We start from the raw sequence: 16,330 nt of genomic DNA, 5'->3' as shown, positions 1-16,330 counted from the left end.
GCCCCACCAGCAGAAACGCCTTCATCACCGCGACAAGATTGATAATAAGAACTATTCTCAATAAATGCAACAGAAAAAAGCAGGGATGGAGAACTTTTTTGCTCTCCATCCCTGCCGTATAACGCAGCGTATTGTTTTAGTTGGATTTTTTAGCCGGTGTGGAGGGCGCAACTTTTTCCACCACATCGTCCGAAACAAACACAACGCCATCCAGAAGCTGGTTAAGTGCTTCTACAGCCTGCTGCGGCTGGCGGCCTTCTGTAAACACTTTTGCACGGTACAGGGCACCTTCGCTCTGTTCCAGCGGGGCAAGGGCCAGAATGAAATCTGCATCTTCACCCACAACCTGTAGGCTCTGCTGTGCCTGCTGGGTCTGCCCGGCTTGGAACTGCTTGTTGGCGTTTGCCAATGCAGCCTGTTTTTCTGGAGCTAGTGTTTCGCTTACAATAAATTCACCACCAACAGGCACCCATGTTGTGGGGTTGGCAACTGGCGTATGGGTTGCAGAAACCGGATGCTGCGGCGCTGGCTGAAGCTGGCTTTCTGCCGCAAAGAACTTCTTGTTATCTGCACTGGCAGCCTTAAAGCGCTTTTGTGCATCATAGAGCGGGGGAATAGCTGCATCGGTTTTGCCCTGAGCCAGCAGATCCCGCGCCTGAAACACGTCCATCATGGCTTTCTGGCCATCAACAGAGAGACGGTGCATGGCATGGCCAGCCTTGAACTTTTCCCACGTGGTGTGCACAGTACCTGCCTGAGCCACAGAAAAACTGGTGAGCAATACAGCGGAGGCTGCAAAAAGAGCTTTTAAACGCATAAAAACTAATCCAAACTGATTTAATTATTCAAAGATAACGAATGATATCCTGAAATTTAATTTAATGCGCCACGTGGGGTGATACAATTCATCTATATTAAAAAATATATTATAGTCAGGCGTTTTTTATTTATTGTCTGATACCTGAATGTTTTTTCTTCTCAAAACCCTGCTTTCAGCTTTGATTATTGCTCTGGTTTCCACTTTGGCACGCCGTTACCCTGGTTTTGGTGCGTTGGTTGCCGCCCTGCCCCTTGTTTCCGTATTTGGGATGATCTGGCTTTGGCTGGAAACGCATGATCCCGCACGGATGGAAGCCCATGTGAGCGCTACATTCTGGTATGTGCTACCCTCCTTGCCCATGTTTTTGTTCATGCCGTGGCTTATGCGGTATGGCGTGCATTTCTGGCCCGCACTGGCCAGCGGCTGTGGCTTAACCATTGTTTTGTATCTGCTGATGATCTGGGCCGGACCTTGGCTTGGCATTAGCCAATAAAACCCCTTGCCAAGAGATTCGCCCACAGATTCTGCGGATGCTCCGGTGGGTAAGCCTGTGGATAACGTGTACAACCTACGTGAAAATCGTGGCCTGTACTCTCACCTTCCCACGCTTACCGCCGTATTTTACGTGGTGACGGCAAGCGCCAAAAATTCTGCTTGATACGATCTGCCACACCCGGAAACGGATCCACCCCTGTATTGCGGATAAGGGTTGCCACTGTTACCTGATCGCAGTGTGGAGAACGTTGCACGTTTTTGCAGACATATACGCCCGCAGCGTGACGTTGCGCAGAATACACAGCTTTCCATGTAGAAGACGGCACAAACACATGGTCTGGCCCAATGGTGGGAATAGGATGGCCATGAAAGGCAGGGCCGGTGACCACATATAAATCACCTTCCTGCACAGCCAATTCCCGCACTGTGTATTCAATACGCGCCCAAATGCCCTGATTGAGCGTAATGGATTGCGGTACCACGTTGGAATACGCAAAAGTTTCAAATTGTGCAGCGGGAGTTGGCTGGTCTGCACTGGGGGCCATGTGGCCTCTGCTGTAGCCAGATTTTTTGTAATCATGGTCTCGACTACCATTTGGCCAGCGAGAATCTTCATAAAAAGTGCCAGCACGCATCAGGCGTTCTGCAAGACGCACATTATCTGCCTGCAAATGCTCTGCGGCCCACAAAGGTGTGTGCGTAAGAGATGAAACCAAAACAGCATAACCCATGTTACAAAACAGCTCTGTCTGCTTCCACATGAAAGGCCGCGTGAGTGTGGGCAATCTGTTTTCTGGCCCAAACGCCTGACATGCTGCATTTTCCTGCGCCCAAGCGGCAGAAACCGGCAAAGACGCTATAACCATGCCTAAGCATATTTTAGCAACACGCAAGCTCATTGAACGGATACCAGCGTGAAACCCTGTTTTAAATACACAATGCTGCCTTTGTTAAATGCTATAAACTACGAAATGCCTTTATAAAAAAGATAACGCCCAAAGAAAGGCACATAAAACAAAATCAGCCACAGTTATGGAGCAGAAATGGAGCAGCCACCATCTTCCAACACCGATACGCCAGAAACCCTGCGCGAACACCGCACACAAATGATAACAGCAAAGCTGCCCGCCAAAATGCGCCGCGCCATACAGTGGTTACGCAAACCCCAGCAAAAATGGGTGCGCTTGCCTTCTGGGCTGTTGTTAATTTTGGGTGGATTGCTTTCCTTTTTACCTGTGTTGGGTGTGTGGATGCTGCCTTTGGGCATCTTGCTTCTGGCAGAAGATATTCCGCTCTTTCGGAGCCTAAGCGGTAAGATGTTGGGCTGGATTGCCCGGCGCAAGCCCTCGTGGTTGGGGATTGCTGAAAACGAAACGGAAGAAGAAGCCTTCCTGCGCGTTAAAACCTTTCTGAAGCAGGATTTATACCACCCCTGAATTTTTTATCCGCAGGTATCTTGACTGCCAAGCTTAGTGGCCTTGTCCACAGATTCTGCGGATGCTCCGGTGGGTAAGCCTGTGGATAACGGGCACAACCCATGTGAGTCATGCTGATGATTTCCCCATGCTCCATACCAGCCTATACATCCGGTTGAAGGATTTTTTCGTAGTTTCACTTACCATTTTGCATCATGCATAGCTGTGCTTTGCATGCTATGCAGCGAGGAATCTGGTCAACTGCTCCCCTGCCCGATATGAACTTTGGAAATATCAAAAAAGCAGGGTCAGATGGCAGGTAAATATAACAAAAACATAGAAATACAACTCATGCGCATTATCTCTATTGCCTTGGTTGTTATGGCGCATCAGGCATCACTCCGTACCAATATCCACCCTCATTTTGGAGAAAGTTTGGGAGCAGTTTTGCGTCCTTGGTTGGGGGTAGATATTTTCTTTGTTATATCCGGTTATTTCATGGGTTACATGGTTTTGGGCAAATCCAAACCCAATATGGAACTGGCAGAGAAAGTTTCCTTCTCTCTTGATTTCTTCAGGAAAAGATTTCTCAGACTTTTTCCGGCTGCGTTTTTCTGGATAACCGTTACACTTACTGCGGGCCTTATTTCATCCGATCGCGGGTTGTGGGGCGATCAAACCAGCCTGTTTTATAAATGGCTGACTTCTATTTTTTATATCAGAAACTTTGAAAATGCTGTCTCTCCCAGTCCATTAGGCTGGTATTGGTCTTTATCGCTTGAAAATCAATTTTATATTGTTCTGCCGCTTCTGTTCTTCACCATAGGCAAAAAGTTTTTTATCTTCTGTATTTATGCTTTAGCTATGGTGCTGCTTTTCTGGCTGCCGGGTGGTGTTGATTGGGGATGGTACCGTCCCACAGGGTTTATATGGGGGCTTATTGCTTATCATCTTGTAAACACGCAGGGCATAGGCGATATTATCCGGGCAAAAGCACCACAAATTCCTGCAACGCTTTCTTTCTTCTTGCTGATTTTTGGCCTTGTGGCATCTACAGCCATACCTGCTGCATTTCAGAACCAAATGATGCCTTTTTCTATCAGCATTGTTTCTATTCTGGCCTGTGTGTGCGTGGTGTATGCCGCCTTAAAATGCGGCACCCTAACAGTACCAAAGCCACTGGTGTTTCTAAGTTACTGGGGTGGAGAAATCACTTACTCCTTTTATCTGTGCCACATTGTTGTCTGGGATATTATGCAAGATATTCGCCAGTCTTACGGTTTAAGAATATCATCTGAACTGTTTGCCGTTTCAGGCATCTGTATGGCCATTCTTTTTGCAACGCTTTCTTATTTCTTTATTGAATTACCATTTTATAGAAAGAAATCTGATTTGGAGCCAAGTTTGAAGTAACCACAAAAAAAACCGCCGAAAGGCGGTTTTTTCTTACCTAATTCGTAAAATGCATCTGCTGTTTTAAACAGCTTCCGACATCTCATACGGAATATTGGCTTTTGTCAGCTCTGCCAAGAAGTCTCTCTCCACTACGGCATCCTTATAGTTCTCATCCTCTACACATTCCCGCCAGGAAAGTTCTGATGCAGAAGGCTTACTTGCTTTCCACGTCTGATGCAGGGCAGATGCTTTGGAAACAAACTCTTTTAGAACAGAAATGGTGACAGTGCTCATAGGGCGAACTTTCTCTTTAACATTGGTAATTGCCTATATGTGGCCTTAGCAGATGCGCGCTTCAAGGTATCAATTCACACTTTCCACAAGGTTGTACACAGGCAAAAAACCTACACAACCCGCATGAAAAGAAACATGTCATGTGCCTTATGAGGCAAGTTCATCATGCATCATGAATATTTTTTATGACATATAGAATATCGTATCTGTAATGATACATTTTAAAAATACAAAATACCGCGCTTAAAGTAAAGACAGTACCTCTATCGGGATAAGCATAATGCTGCCCGCGTAACCCGATAAGAACAATGTTGAAGGAAATGCCAAAATATTCCAATGTAAGGATATAATTAGATCCATATTATCGTCGGCCATATCCAACCCCAAGAGCGCGCATGAACAGTCTGAAAAAAGTTAAAAGATCTGTAAAAGAACTGCTCTCTTTGCTCAGATATTACCACCAGTTCAAAAAGATCGCGCAGAATATTCAGGGGCTTGAAGTGGTTTCTGTTGGAGATCATTGCCTGACAGCTTCAGTTCTCAAAAACCTTGGACTTAAAAAGCACTCCTACCCATTTGATTGGATATTTAGTGATATCCGCATGGTAAACCATTGTATTCAGGACGGGTTTTCAACTTTTCTGGATAGATCAGAGCACATAAAAATTGCTGACAGTGAAAAACTCTCACCCGATGCAAATTTTTGTGATCACAGATATTATAAAGAACACTTTGGTATTCTTTTTGCATTTAATCACTATGATATATCTGTTAATAACGTTTATAAATATTATCAACGCTGCGTTGACAGATTTGTAAATCTACTACGCTCAGATAGGAAAGTTATATTTATCTGTATTTCTCAAAGAATTTGTGAAAATGATTTTCATGAGCTTTCAAAAACTCTATCACTTTATAAAAATAAATATCTCCTTGCCTTGAATTTTATCCAACGTGAGGATCATCTTTACACATGTAACATCACCTCCAAAACAGAAAATGCGCTTTTATATTCCATTTCTCGCAAAGAAAGTATTGATGGCACTGATTTTCAAACAGCACAGGATCTCATAAGCTTTATAACAGTTTTTTCCTCATTCATTTCCACCAAAAATCAGACCGCACCACCAGCAACCGCCAGCCCACAGCCAACGCGATAGTAGCGAGGAAAACTCCCCCGCCACCAACAATCATCCCGCATTCAAAATCTGGCGTCATGCGGACTGGATAGCCGCATTATCCGCCTTGCACTTGGCAAAAATGGCTTCAATATCTGCTACAGTTGGGCCAGTCTTGCTCTTGGACTGCTCAATGGCCTCTTTCACCGTCTCGTAAACTTCTGGCCCGTATTTTTCGGCCAGACCAGCTACGGTACCAACTACACCAAGGATGGCGCTGATTTCTGTTGCATTCATGTCATTTGCTCCCGTTAATAGCTGCGCAGGCATCCGGCGTGGTGCCGGTTTTCAGGCCTGCCCAGCAGGTTTCGAAAGATGCGAAGTCTGCTTGCAATGCGCTCACGGCAGTCTGCGTAATGCTGTTGCCGCTTTCGATAGAGGTTTCCAGAGACTGGATTTCATTAAACACGGTCTGACTGGCCGCCTTGGCAATAGTCTTTTGCGTGTCGGTTAATGCCACACCGGGAACCTTGCCTGCCATCACATCCGGCATAGGGTTGGCCAACACATGATAAGCGCTGTCCACATCATAAACAGCCTGACGCAATTTGCCCTGCGAAGTATCGGCGCAGGCAGCTAGAAGAGGCAAAAGCCCCAAAGCGAGAAATACTTTTTTCATTTCGTATCGTCTTTCGGAATGGTCACAACAGAACCCGGCCCAGCCTTGGGCGGTTCAGATTTGGAAGAAACTGCTCCGCGCAAAATAATCGCAGCATTGGCAGCCTGCTTCCAGTTGAGGGCAAGGAAGTTGATGATCCGGTACATAAGCCACAGCTTGCCGGACTGATTAGCTGGCAGCGGGATCTGCGTTGCTGCCGCCCCTGCTGCCGCAAACACAACACAGGCATAAAGCACCCATGTTGCTTCGGGCTGCGGGAGTGCCGCCACCATAGCGGGCAAGGACAGGCCAGCCGTAATGGCCTTGGCCGTTTGCGCGACAACAGTAGAGCGTTTTGGCGCTACGGGAGCAGGTGCATCAGTCATGCGACACCCCTCCCCGCAAGCTGACTGGCAGTGTGTTCACTTCCACAACCTCAATTACGAGGTTCCCGTTTGGGCTGTGCTGCATCCTTGAACCCCACCGCACGTCTAGTTCATCTACGACAGCGCGTGCGATTTCTCTTATTTCTTCTTTTGTCATCAGCCTTCCCCAAAAGGCCCCACGCGGTAAAACGCATGATGACCAATCGTGCAGCAGTAAAATTGCGAAGAAGCCCAAGCAGGGCGTGGGGAGCGCGTGTCATAGTAATGATCCGCCCCTTTCGTCATGTCAGTAAGGTGGCCGCCCACAAGCGCCTGCGCTAAAGCAATGGCCTCACGAAACTGCGCGTCCATGTCAGTAATGGTCAGAAGTTTGGGCAAGTTCACATCAGCCGTATTCCAGCACGAAAACTGCCACGGATGCAGGAACACACTACACAAATCATGCCCCCACCATGCCGGGCGGCTGGCGCGGTTGCGGCCAACGCACAGCACTGCGGCCATGCCGTTATTGCCTTCTCCCCGCGCCTCTCCCCACGCTGTGCGCGCACCAACCTGCACAGGGTCAGACATCCATGATGCGGGTATCATGCTACCTCCATTTCACGCGGGGGCAGAATGAACTGCGTTTCCTGCGGCTGCGGTGTGGGCTGCGGGTATGGATGTTTCCGATGCAAAAACCCGACCTTCCCAAACAGGTAATCGTCCCATGTTTGGCTAGAGAGAATTGTACCGCCAACTGCCGCACCAAGCGTGCAGAAAATCCCTACAATCACAGACAACTTTCGCAATCGTCGCAGATTGCTTTCCGCCAGTCTGTTCCGCTCTTCCTGCGCACCCGTATGGGCCGCCAGTTGGCGGGTAAGGTCAGAAAGCTGGATACCAATCCGATCCATTCCGGCGTTTGTAGCTTGCTGGCGGGCGTTGCCTTCTGCCCGTACAGCCGCAATATCTCGGCTGATGCTATCCAGCTTGCCATCTGTCACGTCCTGCCGCCTTTCTACAGCGGCAAGGCGTTCTTCGTGATCATCCAGACGTGCGTGCACACCATCAGCCACGCAGGGGCTGCCCGCGCTCTGTTCATCTATCATTCTTTTATCCGAAAAAGGTGGGCCACCCGCTTAAAGATGGCCCATGCAGTTAGGCTCCGCTATAACCCCACTGCGCATCAATCCAGGCAATGCGGCGGTTAGCCCAATCTAGAATGAAGGTATAATAATTGCGGCCCGGAGCACCATAATCGACGACATCAGAACCATTAGGAGGCCAGATAGCCAAATCCTGTTCCATCATGGCTGGATCAATAAAGTCAGCCTGCTGTTTGACTAGCTTGGCAATACTTTCATAGCTTATAGTTCCCGCATTACGCAGCTCTGCCCACCGTGCTCGTAATTCAGGAAGAAAGTAAGTATAAAACATCTGGAAAAAGTTTGTTCCAGCCCAATAAGACTGCGTATTCTGATTCATAATGAACCCGCAATTTTCGGGAGCAGATGTTTCAACTGTTGTATCAAACATGATCCCCCATGTTTCATCCATGTCATAAGCACATTGATGCCAGATCATGCCGTCCCATGTGGTCATGTTGAAGTTATTTTGTCTGCTATCTTCACCTCCTGCCACTTCACAAAACAGAATATAATCCAACCAAGATTGCAGATTGATATAGTAAGGATATGTAGCACGCATATCTACATTTCCGGCCCGCACATCCATACACCACTGTATGAAACGTGTTCCTGCTGCCTGAACATCCGGTGCCGCTTTAGAAATATCCATCTGATCAGTATATTTTTTAATTTTTGGAGATGCGACAACCCAATCCGTACCCGTAAAGGCATGATCCCAGATAAACCCCGCATGTTGCGGCTGTATCTGGATATGATTACGGTTATCTTCATCTAACAGAAAATCTGGAATATCAGCCGATGTGCGCCAGACAAACAGCCCAAAAAATGTGCCATCCTGCTGCCATACCTCAACAGGAAAACCATCTGTCGAAAACAAGGCAGATGCGTTCATGCTCAAATCGTTAGATTGCAGGCTATCCCATACATGCTTTGGAGCAATAAGGTTGTCAGGAAATGGGGCTGTTCTGCGTATATTACGCCATAGTGCTGCACTGATAGTATCACGAACTAACGTTCTATCAACAGCATAACCTTTAAGAGTCCATTTATTTGTAGGCAACCAATCACCGATTTTTATCAATAATTTGTTGCCTGTTATTGGGTTCGTAAACTTGAACTTATAACCCTTTTTATTATCGGTCGCGCTGGATTGTCCCTGAATAGACATTTCCGCGTTGGCTGAAAAAAGAGGAATACCCCCTTCATAAACACTTACTGCAACATCAACAGGGGTTCTGGCATCACTATTGTCTATAGGAAATGCTCCCTCTACCACAACACGCCAAGGTGCATTCGGTTTGTTAAGAACAAGAGTATCAATATCCTGAACAGCATCGGCGGCAGCGGGATTACCGAGCATGGCAACCCCACCGTTATTACTAAACCCAGTTGAATATGTTTCACTCATTAGATGGATTTCCCGTAAATCGTATTGCCGCCATCCAGCGTCCAAAGGCGAAAGAAAGTGACCGCGCCAGAACGTGTATCAATGAAGGGAGGATTACGCTGCCATACGATATTGGCGGGAAGTGTAACCATATTATTCCCCATAGCTGACTGCTGCACCATAACGAGCATCTCTTGAAATAACCCAGATACACCGCCGATAATGGAAATTTCTGTATCCTGAACAGGCAAAACCCGATGCGCAATTCTACCACGCTCCGAAAATGACAGAGCAAGGGACGTATCAGGATTTACATGTACGACAACAGGAGGGCCACTGCTTACGGCATCCACAATCTGGCCGCCAGAGAGGGTGTTGCCACCCGCTCCGATTGCCACACCCGCCGTAAAATCAAGCAGGGTTGGCATTAGGCACCTGCCTTGGCTTCAAGAGCCGCAATACGCGCTTCAAGTGTAATCTGTTTCTGCTTACGTGCTTCTAGCAGCAAGCACTGCAATTCATCATAGCGCAGCATGTATCCTGTTTTTTGGGTTTTACCATCTGCTTCATAAACCGGGACAGTCTCGTAATATGTTACAGTCTTACCATCCGCGTCTGTTGCAGTTTTTTCCTGCTGTTCTGTCAGCGGATAGGAAATCAGCAGACCCATTTTACCGGCATCAAGACCTGCGTTTGTCAGTGCTGCATCCCATTCCTGCGCAATATAACCAATATGCAGACGGGCATTGGCCGCACCTTTTTCAGTAATAGAGGCGTTAAGCTGGTAAACCTTGGCATCTACAGCATCGGCTGCGGCGAGTAGTTTCTGACCATCTGTATAGGACGTATCTGCCAGTGAGCCGATGATAGTTTTTTCGTTCGCATCGGAAGTAACTGTTGGCGCTGTTTTCAAGTAGCAGTTATTATAAGCATTGCCTGATGCGCCTAGGTCCATGCTACCATCTACATCTGGGCCGATGTGCCCCCATGTATTACTAAACGCAAAATTAATTTTACCATTACTGTCCGCCATACAATTAATAAGGCCCTGAACAGCGGATGTGCCACTACTGGCATTGATATTGAACTGACTATAAGATGATGCCGTTGATACCGCTGCGGGATTCATGTTTAAGCAGGCGGAAATAGGAACCCACGGTGTAGCTGGGGTAATTGCTTCAATACGTGCATTACCGGAAGATGCATCATAGGCTACGTAACCGCCCACTTCACCCGCGGCAGAAGTCTGAACAGGCGTACCAATGGCAGCTTGAGCAGCTTGGGCAACCGTAAGGGCATTAGAAGCATCAGATTGTGCTGTAGCCGCATTACTATTAGCTGTTGTTGCTAATGCCTGTGCAGAAGATGCCGAACTTTGTGCAGTTGCTACAGCGGTAGCATTATCCGAAACAGCCTTGCCGAGTGCAGCAAGTGTCTGACTTGCTGTGCTTCCTGTTGCCGTAACAGAACAAGCAGAAAGATCCAAACCCGTAGGTGCACCATAAGTTGTAGCCATGCTAAATTACTCCGAAATGGCGCACAGAACGCCAATATTATTGATTGTGTTGGGGAAGAAAACACTGCCGTCTGTCAGGATAATTCCAGTATCCGCATCAACAGACAGACCAGCAGGAAGAACACTCGCGCCGTTGGTATAAGGTGCTGGCGCGATATAGATATTTCCATTCATCGTGAAATCCGATGGAATGGTACCAGTAACGGTAGGACGCGATACAACAGAACCACCTAGAACGGTCAGGTAATCCGTATCCTGCATTGCATCAGCAACACTTGAAATAGAAATATCACCTGATGCAGTCCGCACCTTTGCGCTTTTATCTAGCGTAAGCAAAGGGGTAAGCGTTGCTGTCTGAGTTTGTGTGGCAGGGGAAACAGACAGAACAGACTGCAAAACCGTACCGTCTGTCAGTGCCAGATTGCCGCTTGCATCCAGTGCAGCCACACCACTTGCTTTACCGCGCGCAGCATTTACCCCATTGGTTGCGTTCTCGGCTGCCTGTTCTGCCTGCGCTACGGCTGTTGCGGCGGCGGCCTGTGCTGCTGTTACCGCATCTGATAAACCGATAGTTTCTGAAATACCCTGTGCTAAAACAGAAACCGGCACCTGTTCAGCCTGCGTTGTGCCAGATGATGTGACGACACCCACAAGTGTATCCGTTCCAGATACAGCACTCGCCAACGGTAAAGACGAGACAGGGGTGCCAGAGGACGTTGTCGTCCCCGACATTATTTGCGTTCGTCCATAAGGACGCCTCCATTTTTTGAAATAGGATTCCGAGCGACACTCTGTGCCGTTATTCGGAAATCTCCTGATTTTTACATCTCAGATAATATTTTTCATTCCTGAGATGATGGAACAGAGATACCAGTGACCACGCAGGAACGTCAAGAACAAAATAAGAACAAATATTCACGCCATGAGAAGGATAGTCATCCGACTCTGAAAAACCTGATTCAGAAAAAACGCTCTAAATGGTGTTGTGAGATGCCCATACTCTGTTGATCTATTATATTGGACTTGTAACGGTTTTGTGCCGGTATGTGATGTCTTTTACGCGGCTTTGTGCCAACGCGTCATGACCTGCAGAACCCGACACAGATCAGTAATAGACCAGCGATTACAAGGTGTGCTGATCATCAGAGATAAACAAGACGTCGACATCATAAAATCAGGACCTTCCCAAAGACGTTTGTCAGGAATAGAGCATCACTTTATTGGATTGATTAATGAAGTTTGTCTCCCCAGAAGCAGGACTTTGATTTGCTATTGATGGACAATTCCCGCCCAACCTCGGCTCTGGCACAGCGCTCAACTCGGCTAGCATTTCTCATTGCCGGGTTTTCGGGCGCGGCATGGGCACCGCTTATTCCCTATGTCAAACTGCGATGCGGGCTCACGGATGCCCATCTCGGCCTGCTGCTTTTGTGCTTAGGGATGGGATCAATCATCGCCATGCCTGTCGCGGGAAGTCTGGCCGGACGCTTTGGTTGTCGTTGGATCATTGCGATTGCCACTCTGAGCGTATGTTGCACTCTGCCGGTTCTGGCGTCTTCAGACTTTATGCCTTTTCTTGTCGCTGCCCTGGCCATCTTCGGAGCAGGTGTCGGATCGATTGACTGCGTCATCAATGTCCAGGCTGTTATTGTCGAGCGGGCTTGCCAGAAAACCATGATGTCTGGCTTCCATGGATTATTCAGTGTGGGAGGCCTGCTGGGAGCCATAAGCGTCAGTGGCTTGCTCGGTTTTGGTTTCTCGCCAATGCAGGCCTCTCTCTTTGTTATTGCTCTGCTGTTTTTGAGTGGTGGGTTGGCGCTGCCAGGACTGCTGACTGGGCGAACCAGTTCAGGCGACGAGCTGGCTTTTGCTATGCCTCACGGAATCGTTCTGGCTATTGGGATCATGTGTTGCATCGTCTTTCTGGCAGAAGGAGCCGCCATAGACTGGAGTGCGGTACTCCTGACCACGGCACGCCATGTCAATATGCGTTATACCGGTCTGGGATACGTGGCGTTTGCCTCCACAATGACGATCGGCAGACTGTTGGGAGATTGGCTGGTACGCCATATTCCCGGTCGTGTGCTGGTCACAGGCGGAAGTCTATTAGCTGCTTTGGGAATGCTTCTGGTGGCAGGAGTGCCGGTGTGGCAAATCACATTGTTGGGCTATGCCCTGGTAGGTGCAGGATGTGCCAATGTGGTGCCAGTGCTGTACTCCGCCATCGGGCGTCAGGCCTTCATGCCTGAACATCTCGCTGTATCGGCCATAACAACGCTCGGCTATTCAGGCATTCTAGTTGGGCCTGCTGCGCTCGGGTTCGTGGCCCAGATCATCAGTCTGCCTTTTGCTCTAGGAGTTATCAGTATCCTCCTCGCAGTTGTGGCTATAATGGGGATAGTCTTGCCGCGCGCTCTTATCAGTGCTGATCGTACAAAGTAACCTTCTCTCATTTCAGACTAATGGTTATTCTAAGAAACTCTTTTTTCTAACATTTAATTCAAACCACATTTTCCTAACTGCTGATATTTCATAATGGACATAGAGGCAGCACAAGCAAGCCTGACGTTTTGATCTAGGATTATTGCGTTATGTTGTCTGAGAGTGGATGTCGCCACAAGAACTTCGATTAACGGCTCTTGGATCCCTCCATCTGCTCCTCCGTAAAACGACTAAGTTTCATTCGTCCGTATCCTTCTCCATCGGACTCTATCGACTTTAAAATAATTACATTTTCGGGGAGCATGTCAGAAGCACATCCCAAAATTAGGTTAAAAGTGTTTTACTGATAATGGAATTAATGTGCATAAGAACATGGTTTACAGAAATATTCTTAGAACATTCAAACTCTCTTTCTGTATTTTTATGTCTTGGACACCAAAAATAATCAGTTGGATCTAGCTGGCAACGTATATCATTGGCGCAACTATTACATACATTTCTATTCAAAACACGCCATGGCGTAGAAAATTCATTCTTTTCTGCTGTAAACCCACTGATCATTATAATTGGACAGCCTACAGCCCATGCCAGCCAAGATAACCCACTGGAAAGACCAATGAAAAAATCTGCATGCTGTAGCCACTGTATTCTTTCCTGAAAAGGTCGATCACCGGTCTCATCTTCGGCTCCATAAGGAATATAGTGCCAAGATCGTCCATGTCCTGAAAAGAGTTGTTTATCTAAGCATATGACACGGTATCCCTTCTTTTTTAGAAATTCAACAACCTGAAGCCAACCATTAGGATTATTCCAAAATTTACAATGACTTGATGCTTGGGTCGCAATACACACATATCGCTCTGCAATCGGACGATTATATGTAATACAAGAAAAATCTGGTCTACGTTCTGTAAGGGGAAGCCCTAAAATAGACGCCGCGTATACCACAAGACCAACTTCGCGATAATCAATCGGCGAATATTCTAAATCGTAATCATTATAAAATATAAGAACCTTATACGTAGCATAAAAATCCTTTCTTTCAGGAAGAGAGGAACAAAAATCAATATCTGGAAAATATTCCTTAAAAACTTTTTCCAAGTCATTTCGAACAAGACAAGTAATATTGCAGCCATGTTGTTTTCTAAAATGTTCAACATGAGCAACCCAAGCTAAATGATCACCTATTCCACCCTTATCCATATTAATAAGAACAAATTTTTCTCTTAAATTCAATTTATGGCTAAATACTTTTTCCTCTTTTTTCCATATTTCAAAGAAAAAATTCATATAATACTTTTTACGAGTTTGTATAACTCCACCATCTAATTTTTGAGAAAAAATCAAACATTGAGTATCAATATCCCAAATATTAACCGTCCATTCCCCAGAATATGGCAAGGACAAACGACAACCCTCATTAAAATCAAAACGTATCCCCAATGGGCCTTCTTGAGAAAATAATTGATCTTCAGGTGAATTCATTATTTGGAACTTCTTTCATACGTCTTCATTTTCCTGACATGAAAACTCGAATTATCGTGAGAGGAAAATTCTTTACGAAATACCATATCTATCCTCCCATCTTCTAAATGTTGTTGTGTTTTTTTCATACTTACTTTTCCACTAGGCGTTCTTACAATACCAGATTTAGAAACAGCAATTATTTCTCCATTAGAAACCTTAAATTTCCTGCACAGGATATTTTTTATATTTCGAAATATACTTGTGAAGACACTTTCCTCTAAATTGGCAGCGCCAAAAACAAACACAATGCTCTCATGCCGTCCTGTTTTTTGAAACACAGCACAATTACGCTGTGATAACTTGTCTTCCACTTCGTTTACAGAAAAAACAATGTCTTCTGGATCCAAAAGAACCCCATTAACATTTATTTCATTATCTTTTCTTCCAATAATGTAAATATTTTGGTTAATGAAAAACCCCTTATCTCCGGTTGAAATATATAATTTACCCTCATAATTAAAACTTTCTATATTTTTAGAAAATCTTCCACAGTACCCAGAAGAAATACTCGGCCCATTTAGATAAATAGTTCCACATTCTCTATCAGAGCAAATATTCATATTTGAATCAACTATAACAGCTTGTGTTTCATCTATTAAATTTCCACTTGAAACTATGCCTCTTTGATCCTCCAGATTTTCTGTTTCAACAATATAGCCTTCACTCAATTTTTCTCTTGAAACTGTAATAAATAAAGGAAGTAAATTGCGTTCTTTAGCTGATACCAAAAGAGTGGCCTCAGCCAATCCATAGCAGGGACAAAATGCTAAATTTTTAAATCTATACTTTGAAAATTTTACCTCAAACTGTTCTAAAACTTTTCGGTTAATAGATTCCGATCCTACAAAAGCTTGATCCCAAGTAGATAAATCCAAACTATCTATAGTATCTTCGTTAATATTCAAACACATTTGATATGCAAAAGCAGGCCCACCTGATAAAGTTGCACCATACTTACTAATTGCTCTCAACCAGTTTGATGGATCTTTTAGGAATGTTTCTGGAGGCAATAAAACACATTTCCCCCCGGCTCCAATCGCCATTAAAGCAGCTCCCATCAGCCCCATATCATGGGAAAGAGGCAACCAACTCACACCCACATCCCCTTTCTGATATCCAAACTTTTGTCCCTGCTGCAATAAGTTAAAAAGAATATTTCTATTTGTCAGTATAACACCCTTAGGGTTTTGAGTGGAACCAGATGTATACTGAATAAGTGCTAAATCTTCATTCAAAGATGGATTATATACTTTTTTATAATACGTCTCAGATATTTCCACCGGGATCCAGAAAACTTCTTGAGAAACCTCTAAACATTCAGATTGGAAAGCTTCCAATACCTTTTTTTTCCCCAAGATAGCTGAACATTCACTATCCTTGACGATATAATTCAGACGATCTCGGCTACCAAAATCAGATGGATAAACACCTGATACAGCGACCATACCTGCATATGCACATCCGAAAAGACCAATCAGATAATCGGGCCCATTTTCAAACAAAAGCATTACTTTAGAAGATGGCGGCAAAACTTTAGATAACCACGCCGCCATATGAGAGGCCTGTCTATCTAGTCTTTCTATAGTGAGCGTTTCTGTTTCATGAATCCCATCTCCTAGAAAACTCATAATTTCCAAATCTGGTTGCACCATGGTACGAAAACGACAAAGTTCCGCCAAAGAAATCTGTCTCCAATCAGGAATTTGTTCCTGATTGGGTCCTAGCACTAGAGAAGGAAACTTTTCCATTT

19 protein-coding genes are annotated in these 16,330 nt (G+C 45.7%); 5 read left to right on the top strand and 14 right to left on the bottom strand.

What is annotated here, in order from left to right:
• Nucleotides 1-136 precede the first annotated feature (136 nt).
• On the bottom strand, nucleotides 137-817 hold the full coding sequence (locus DS739_RS01935) for a YfdX family protein (RefSeq protein WP_006116911.1): 681 nt from the start codon (nucleotides 815-817) through the stop codon (nucleotides 137-139).
• 148 nt (nucleotides 818-965) lie between these two features.
• Between DS739_RS01935 and DS739_RS01930 the strand changes: the two genes are divergently transcribed.
• Nucleotides 966-1,313, top strand: coding sequence for a DUF3147 family protein (locus DS739_RS01930; protein WP_006116910.1), 348 nt, complete (start codon nucleotides 966-968; stop codon nucleotides 1,311-1,313).
• A 115-nt stretch (nucleotides 1,314-1,428) separates the two neighbouring features.
• On the opposite strand, the gene DS739_RS01925 is transcribed toward DS739_RS01930, so the two are convergent.
• Complete coding sequence (locus tag DS739_RS01925; RefSeq protein ID WP_006116909.1) at nucleotides 1,429-2,214, bottom strand: DNA/RNA non-specific endonuclease; 786 nt, start codon at nucleotides 2,212-2,214, stop codon at nucleotides 1,429-1,431.
• Nucleotides 2,215-2,358: 144 nt separating this feature from the next.
• Between DS739_RS01925 and DS739_RS01920 the strand changes: the two genes are divergently transcribed.
• Together DS739_RS01920 and DS739_RS01915 are read left to right on the top strand one after the other, a co-directional pair.
• Entirely contained in the window at nucleotides 2,359-2,751 is a 393-nt protein-coding gene (locus tag DS739_RS01920; RefSeq protein WP_006116908.1) for a hypothetical protein, read from the top strand.
• Nucleotides 2,752-3,042: 291 nt separating this feature from the next.
• Nucleotides 3,043-4,143 (top strand): acyltransferase, encoded by a 1,101-nt coding sequence (locus DS739_RS01915; RefSeq protein ID WP_039891896.1) that lies wholly within the window; start codon nucleotides 3,043-3,045, stop codon nucleotides 4,141-4,143.
• Between the two features lie 63 nt (nucleotides 4,144-4,206).
• Here the strand turns inward: DS739_RS01915 and DS739_RS01910 are convergent, their stop codons facing one another.
• Complete coding sequence (locus DS739_RS01910; RefSeq protein WP_006116906.1) at nucleotides 4,207-4,419, bottom strand: hypothetical protein; 213 nt, start codon at nucleotides 4,417-4,419, stop codon at nucleotides 4,207-4,209.
• A gap of 395 nt (nucleotides 4,420-4,814) precedes the next feature.
• Here DS739_RS01910 and DS739_RS01905 point away from each other — a divergent pair, with 395 nt between their 5' ends.
• A complete protein-coding gene (locus DS739_RS01905) occupies nucleotides 4,815-5,579 on the top strand; it encodes a DUF1796 family putative cysteine peptidase (RefSeq protein WP_006116905.1) in 765 nt (254 codons plus the stop codon).
• Nucleotides 5,580-5,633: 54 nt separating this feature from the next.
• Here the strand turns inward: DS739_RS01905 and DS739_RS01900 are convergent, their stop codons facing one another.
• The 9 genes from DS739_RS01900 to DS739_RS01860 form a co-directional block, all read right to left on the bottom strand.
• The gene (locus DS739_RS01900) at nucleotides 5,634-5,834 is read right to left on the bottom strand and encodes a hypothetical protein (RefSeq protein ID WP_035350917.1); all 201 of its coding nucleotides are present in this window, start codon (nucleotides 5,832-5,834) and stop codon (nucleotides 5,634-5,636) included.
• A 1-nt stretch (nucleotide 5,835) separates the two neighbouring features.
• Entirely contained in the window at nucleotides 5,836-6,216 is a 381-nt protein-coding gene (locus DS739_RS01895) for a hypothetical protein (protein ID WP_006116903.1), read from the bottom strand.
• Nucleotides 6,213-6,581: a hypothetical protein gene (locus DS739_RS01890; RefSeq protein WP_006116902.1), complete on the bottom strand. Its 369-nt coding sequence runs from the start codon at nucleotides 6,579-6,581 to the stop codon at nucleotides 6,213-6,215. Before DS739_RS01890 ends, DS739_RS01895 begins: the two co-directional genes overlap by 4 nt.
• A 156-nt stretch (nucleotides 6,582-6,737) precedes the next feature.
• Nucleotides 6,738-7,169 (bottom strand): cell wall hydrolase, encoded by a 432-nt coding sequence (locus DS739_RS01885; RefSeq protein ID WP_006116901.1) that lies wholly within the window; start codon nucleotides 7,167-7,169, stop codon nucleotides 6,738-6,740.
• The gene (locus DS739_RS01880) at nucleotides 7,166-7,669 is read right to left on the bottom strand and encodes a hypothetical protein (protein ID WP_006116900.1); all 504 of its coding nucleotides are present in this window, start codon (nucleotides 7,667-7,669) and stop codon (nucleotides 7,166-7,168) included. The genes DS739_RS01885 and DS739_RS01880 overlap by 4 nt, the downstream gene beginning before the upstream one ends.
• A 49-nt stretch (nucleotides 7,670-7,718) precedes the next feature.
• Nucleotides 7,719-9,116 carry a CotH kinase family protein gene (locus tag DS739_RS01875; RefSeq protein WP_006116899.1) on the bottom strand — a complete coding sequence of 466 codons (1,398 nt, stop codon included), beginning with the start codon at nucleotides 9,114-9,116 and terminating at the stop codon, nucleotides 7,719-7,721.
• On the bottom strand, nucleotides 9,116-9,523 hold the full coding sequence (locus tag DS739_RS01870; protein ID WP_006116898.1) for a hypothetical protein: 408 nt from the start codon (nucleotides 9,521-9,523) through the stop codon (nucleotides 9,116-9,118). The genes DS739_RS01875 and DS739_RS01870 overlap by 1 nt, the downstream gene beginning before the upstream one ends.
• The gene (locus DS739_RS01865) at nucleotides 9,523-10,611 is read right to left on the bottom strand and encodes a tail fiber domain-containing protein (protein WP_006116897.1); all 1,089 of its coding nucleotides are present in this window, start codon (nucleotides 10,609-10,611) and stop codon (nucleotides 9,523-9,525) included. Before DS739_RS01865 ends, DS739_RS01870 begins: the two co-directional genes overlap by 1 nt.
• Nucleotides 10,612-10,617: 6 nt before the next feature.
• On the bottom strand, nucleotides 10,618-11,343 hold the full coding sequence (locus DS739_RS01860; protein ID WP_006116896.1) for a hypothetical protein: 726 nt from the start codon (nucleotides 11,341-11,343) through the stop codon (nucleotides 10,618-10,620).
• Between the two features lie 543 nt (nucleotides 11,344-11,886).
• Between DS739_RS01860 and DS739_RS01855 the strand changes: the two genes are divergently transcribed.
• The gene (locus DS739_RS01855; RefSeq protein WP_050793158.1) at nucleotides 11,887-13,053 is read left to right on the top strand and encodes an MFS transporter; all 1,167 of its coding nucleotides are present in this window, start codon (nucleotides 11,887-11,889) and stop codon (nucleotides 13,051-13,053) included.
• 324 nt (nucleotides 13,054-13,377) lie between these two features.
• On the opposite strand, the gene DS739_RS01850 is transcribed toward DS739_RS01855, so the two are convergent.
• Entirely contained in the window at nucleotides 13,378-14,538 is a 1,161-nt protein-coding gene (locus tag DS739_RS01850) for an autotransporter strand-loop-strand O-heptosyltransferase (RefSeq protein ID WP_006116894.1), read from the bottom strand.
• Nucleotides 14,538-16,328 (bottom strand): AMP-binding protein, encoded by a 1,791-nt coding sequence (locus DS739_RS01845; protein WP_006116893.1) that lies wholly within the window; start codon nucleotides 16,326-16,328, stop codon nucleotides 14,538-14,540. The genes DS739_RS01850 and DS739_RS01845 overlap by 1 nt, the downstream gene beginning before the upstream one ends.
• Nucleotides 16,329-16,330: the final 2 nt, after the last annotated feature.

Origin of the sequence: Acetobacter sp. JWB (genome assembly GCF_003323795.1) — a bacterium.
GTDB classification, from domain to species: domain Bacteria; phylum Pseudomonadota; class Alphaproteobacteria; order Acetobacterales; family Acetobacteraceae; genus Acetobacter; species Acetobacter oryzifermentans.
Note: the sequence above shows the minus strand (reverse complement) of the source record. Positions and strands in the feature narration are given on the sequence as shown.

What these genes read in the sequence shown, in the direction of transcription:
- DS739_RS01935 (WP_006116911.1), bottom strand. Translation starts at nt 817, where the DNA reads ATGCGTTTAAAAGCTCTTTTTGCAGCCTCCGCTGTATTGCTCACCAGT.
- DS739_RS01900 (WP_035350917.1), bottom strand. Translation starts at nt 5,834, where the DNA reads ATGAATGCAACAGAAATCAGCGCCATCCTTGGTGTAGTTGGTACCGTA.
- DS739_RS01925 (WP_006116909.1), bottom strand. Translation starts at nt 2,214, where the DNA reads ATGAGCTTGCGTGTTGCTAAAATATGCTTAGGCATGGTTATAGCGTCT.
- DS739_RS01860 (WP_006116896.1), bottom strand. Translation starts at nt 11,343, where the DNA reads ATGTCGGGGACGACAACGTCCTCTGGCACCCCTGTCTCGTCTTTACCG.
- DS739_RS01905 (WP_006116905.1), top strand. Translation starts at nt 4,815, where the DNA reads ATGAACAGTCTGAAAAAAGTTAAAAGATCTGTAAAAGAACTGCTCTCT.
- DS739_RS01910 (WP_006116906.1), bottom strand. Translation starts at nt 4,419, where the DNA reads ATGAGCACTGTCACCATTTCTGTTCTAAAAGAGTTTGTTTCCAAAGCA.
- DS739_RS01880 (WP_006116900.1), bottom strand. Translation starts at nt 7,669, where the DNA reads ATGATAGATGAACAGAGCGCGGGCAGCCCCTGCGTGGCTGATGGTGTG.
- DS739_RS01915 (WP_039891896.1), top strand. Translation starts at nt 3,043, where the DNA reads ATGGCAGGTAAATATAACAAAAACATAGAAATACAACTCATGCGCATT.
- DS739_RS01865 (WP_006116897.1), bottom strand. Translation starts at nt 10,611, where the DNA reads ATGGCTACAACTTATGGTGCACCTACGGGTTTGGATCTTTCTGCTTGT.
- DS739_RS01885 (WP_006116901.1), bottom strand. Translation starts at nt 7,169, where the DNA reads ATGATACCCGCATCATGGATGTCTGACCCTGTGCAGGTTGGTGCGCGC.
- DS739_RS01855 (WP_050793158.1), top strand. Translation starts at nt 11,887, where the DNA reads ATGGACAATTCCCGCCCAACCTCGGCTCTGGCACAGCGCTCAACTCGG.
- DS739_RS01870 (WP_006116898.1), bottom strand. Translation starts at nt 9,523, where the DNA reads ATGCCAACCCTGCTTGATTTTACGGCGGGTGTGGCAATCGGAGCGGGT.
- DS739_RS01845 (WP_006116893.1), bottom strand. Translation starts at nt 16,328, where the DNA reads ATGGAAAAGTTTCCTTCTCTAGTGCTAGGACCCAATCAGGAACAAATT.
- DS739_RS01920 (WP_006116908.1), top strand. Translation starts at nt 2,359, where the DNA reads ATGGAGCAGCCACCATCTTCCAACACCGATACGCCAGAAACCCTGCGC.
- DS739_RS01890 (WP_006116902.1), bottom strand. Translation starts at nt 6,581, where the DNA reads ATGACTGATGCACCTGCTCCCGTAGCGCCAAAACGCTCTACTGTTGTC.
- DS739_RS01895 (WP_006116903.1), bottom strand. Translation starts at nt 6,216, where the DNA reads ATGAAAAAAGTATTTCTCGCTTTGGGGCTTTTGCCTCTTCTAGCTGCC.
- DS739_RS01875 (WP_006116899.1), bottom strand. Translation starts at nt 9,116, where the DNA reads ATGAGTGAAACATATTCAACTGGGTTTAGTAATAACGGTGGGGTTGCC.
- DS739_RS01850 (WP_006116894.1), bottom strand. Translation starts at nt 14,538, where the DNA reads ATGAATTCACCTGAAGATCAATTATTTTCTCAAGAAGGCCCATTGGGG.
- DS739_RS01930 (WP_006116910.1), top strand. Translation starts at nt 966, where the DNA reads ATGTTTTTTCTTCTCAAAACCCTGCTTTCAGCTTTGATTATTGCTCTG.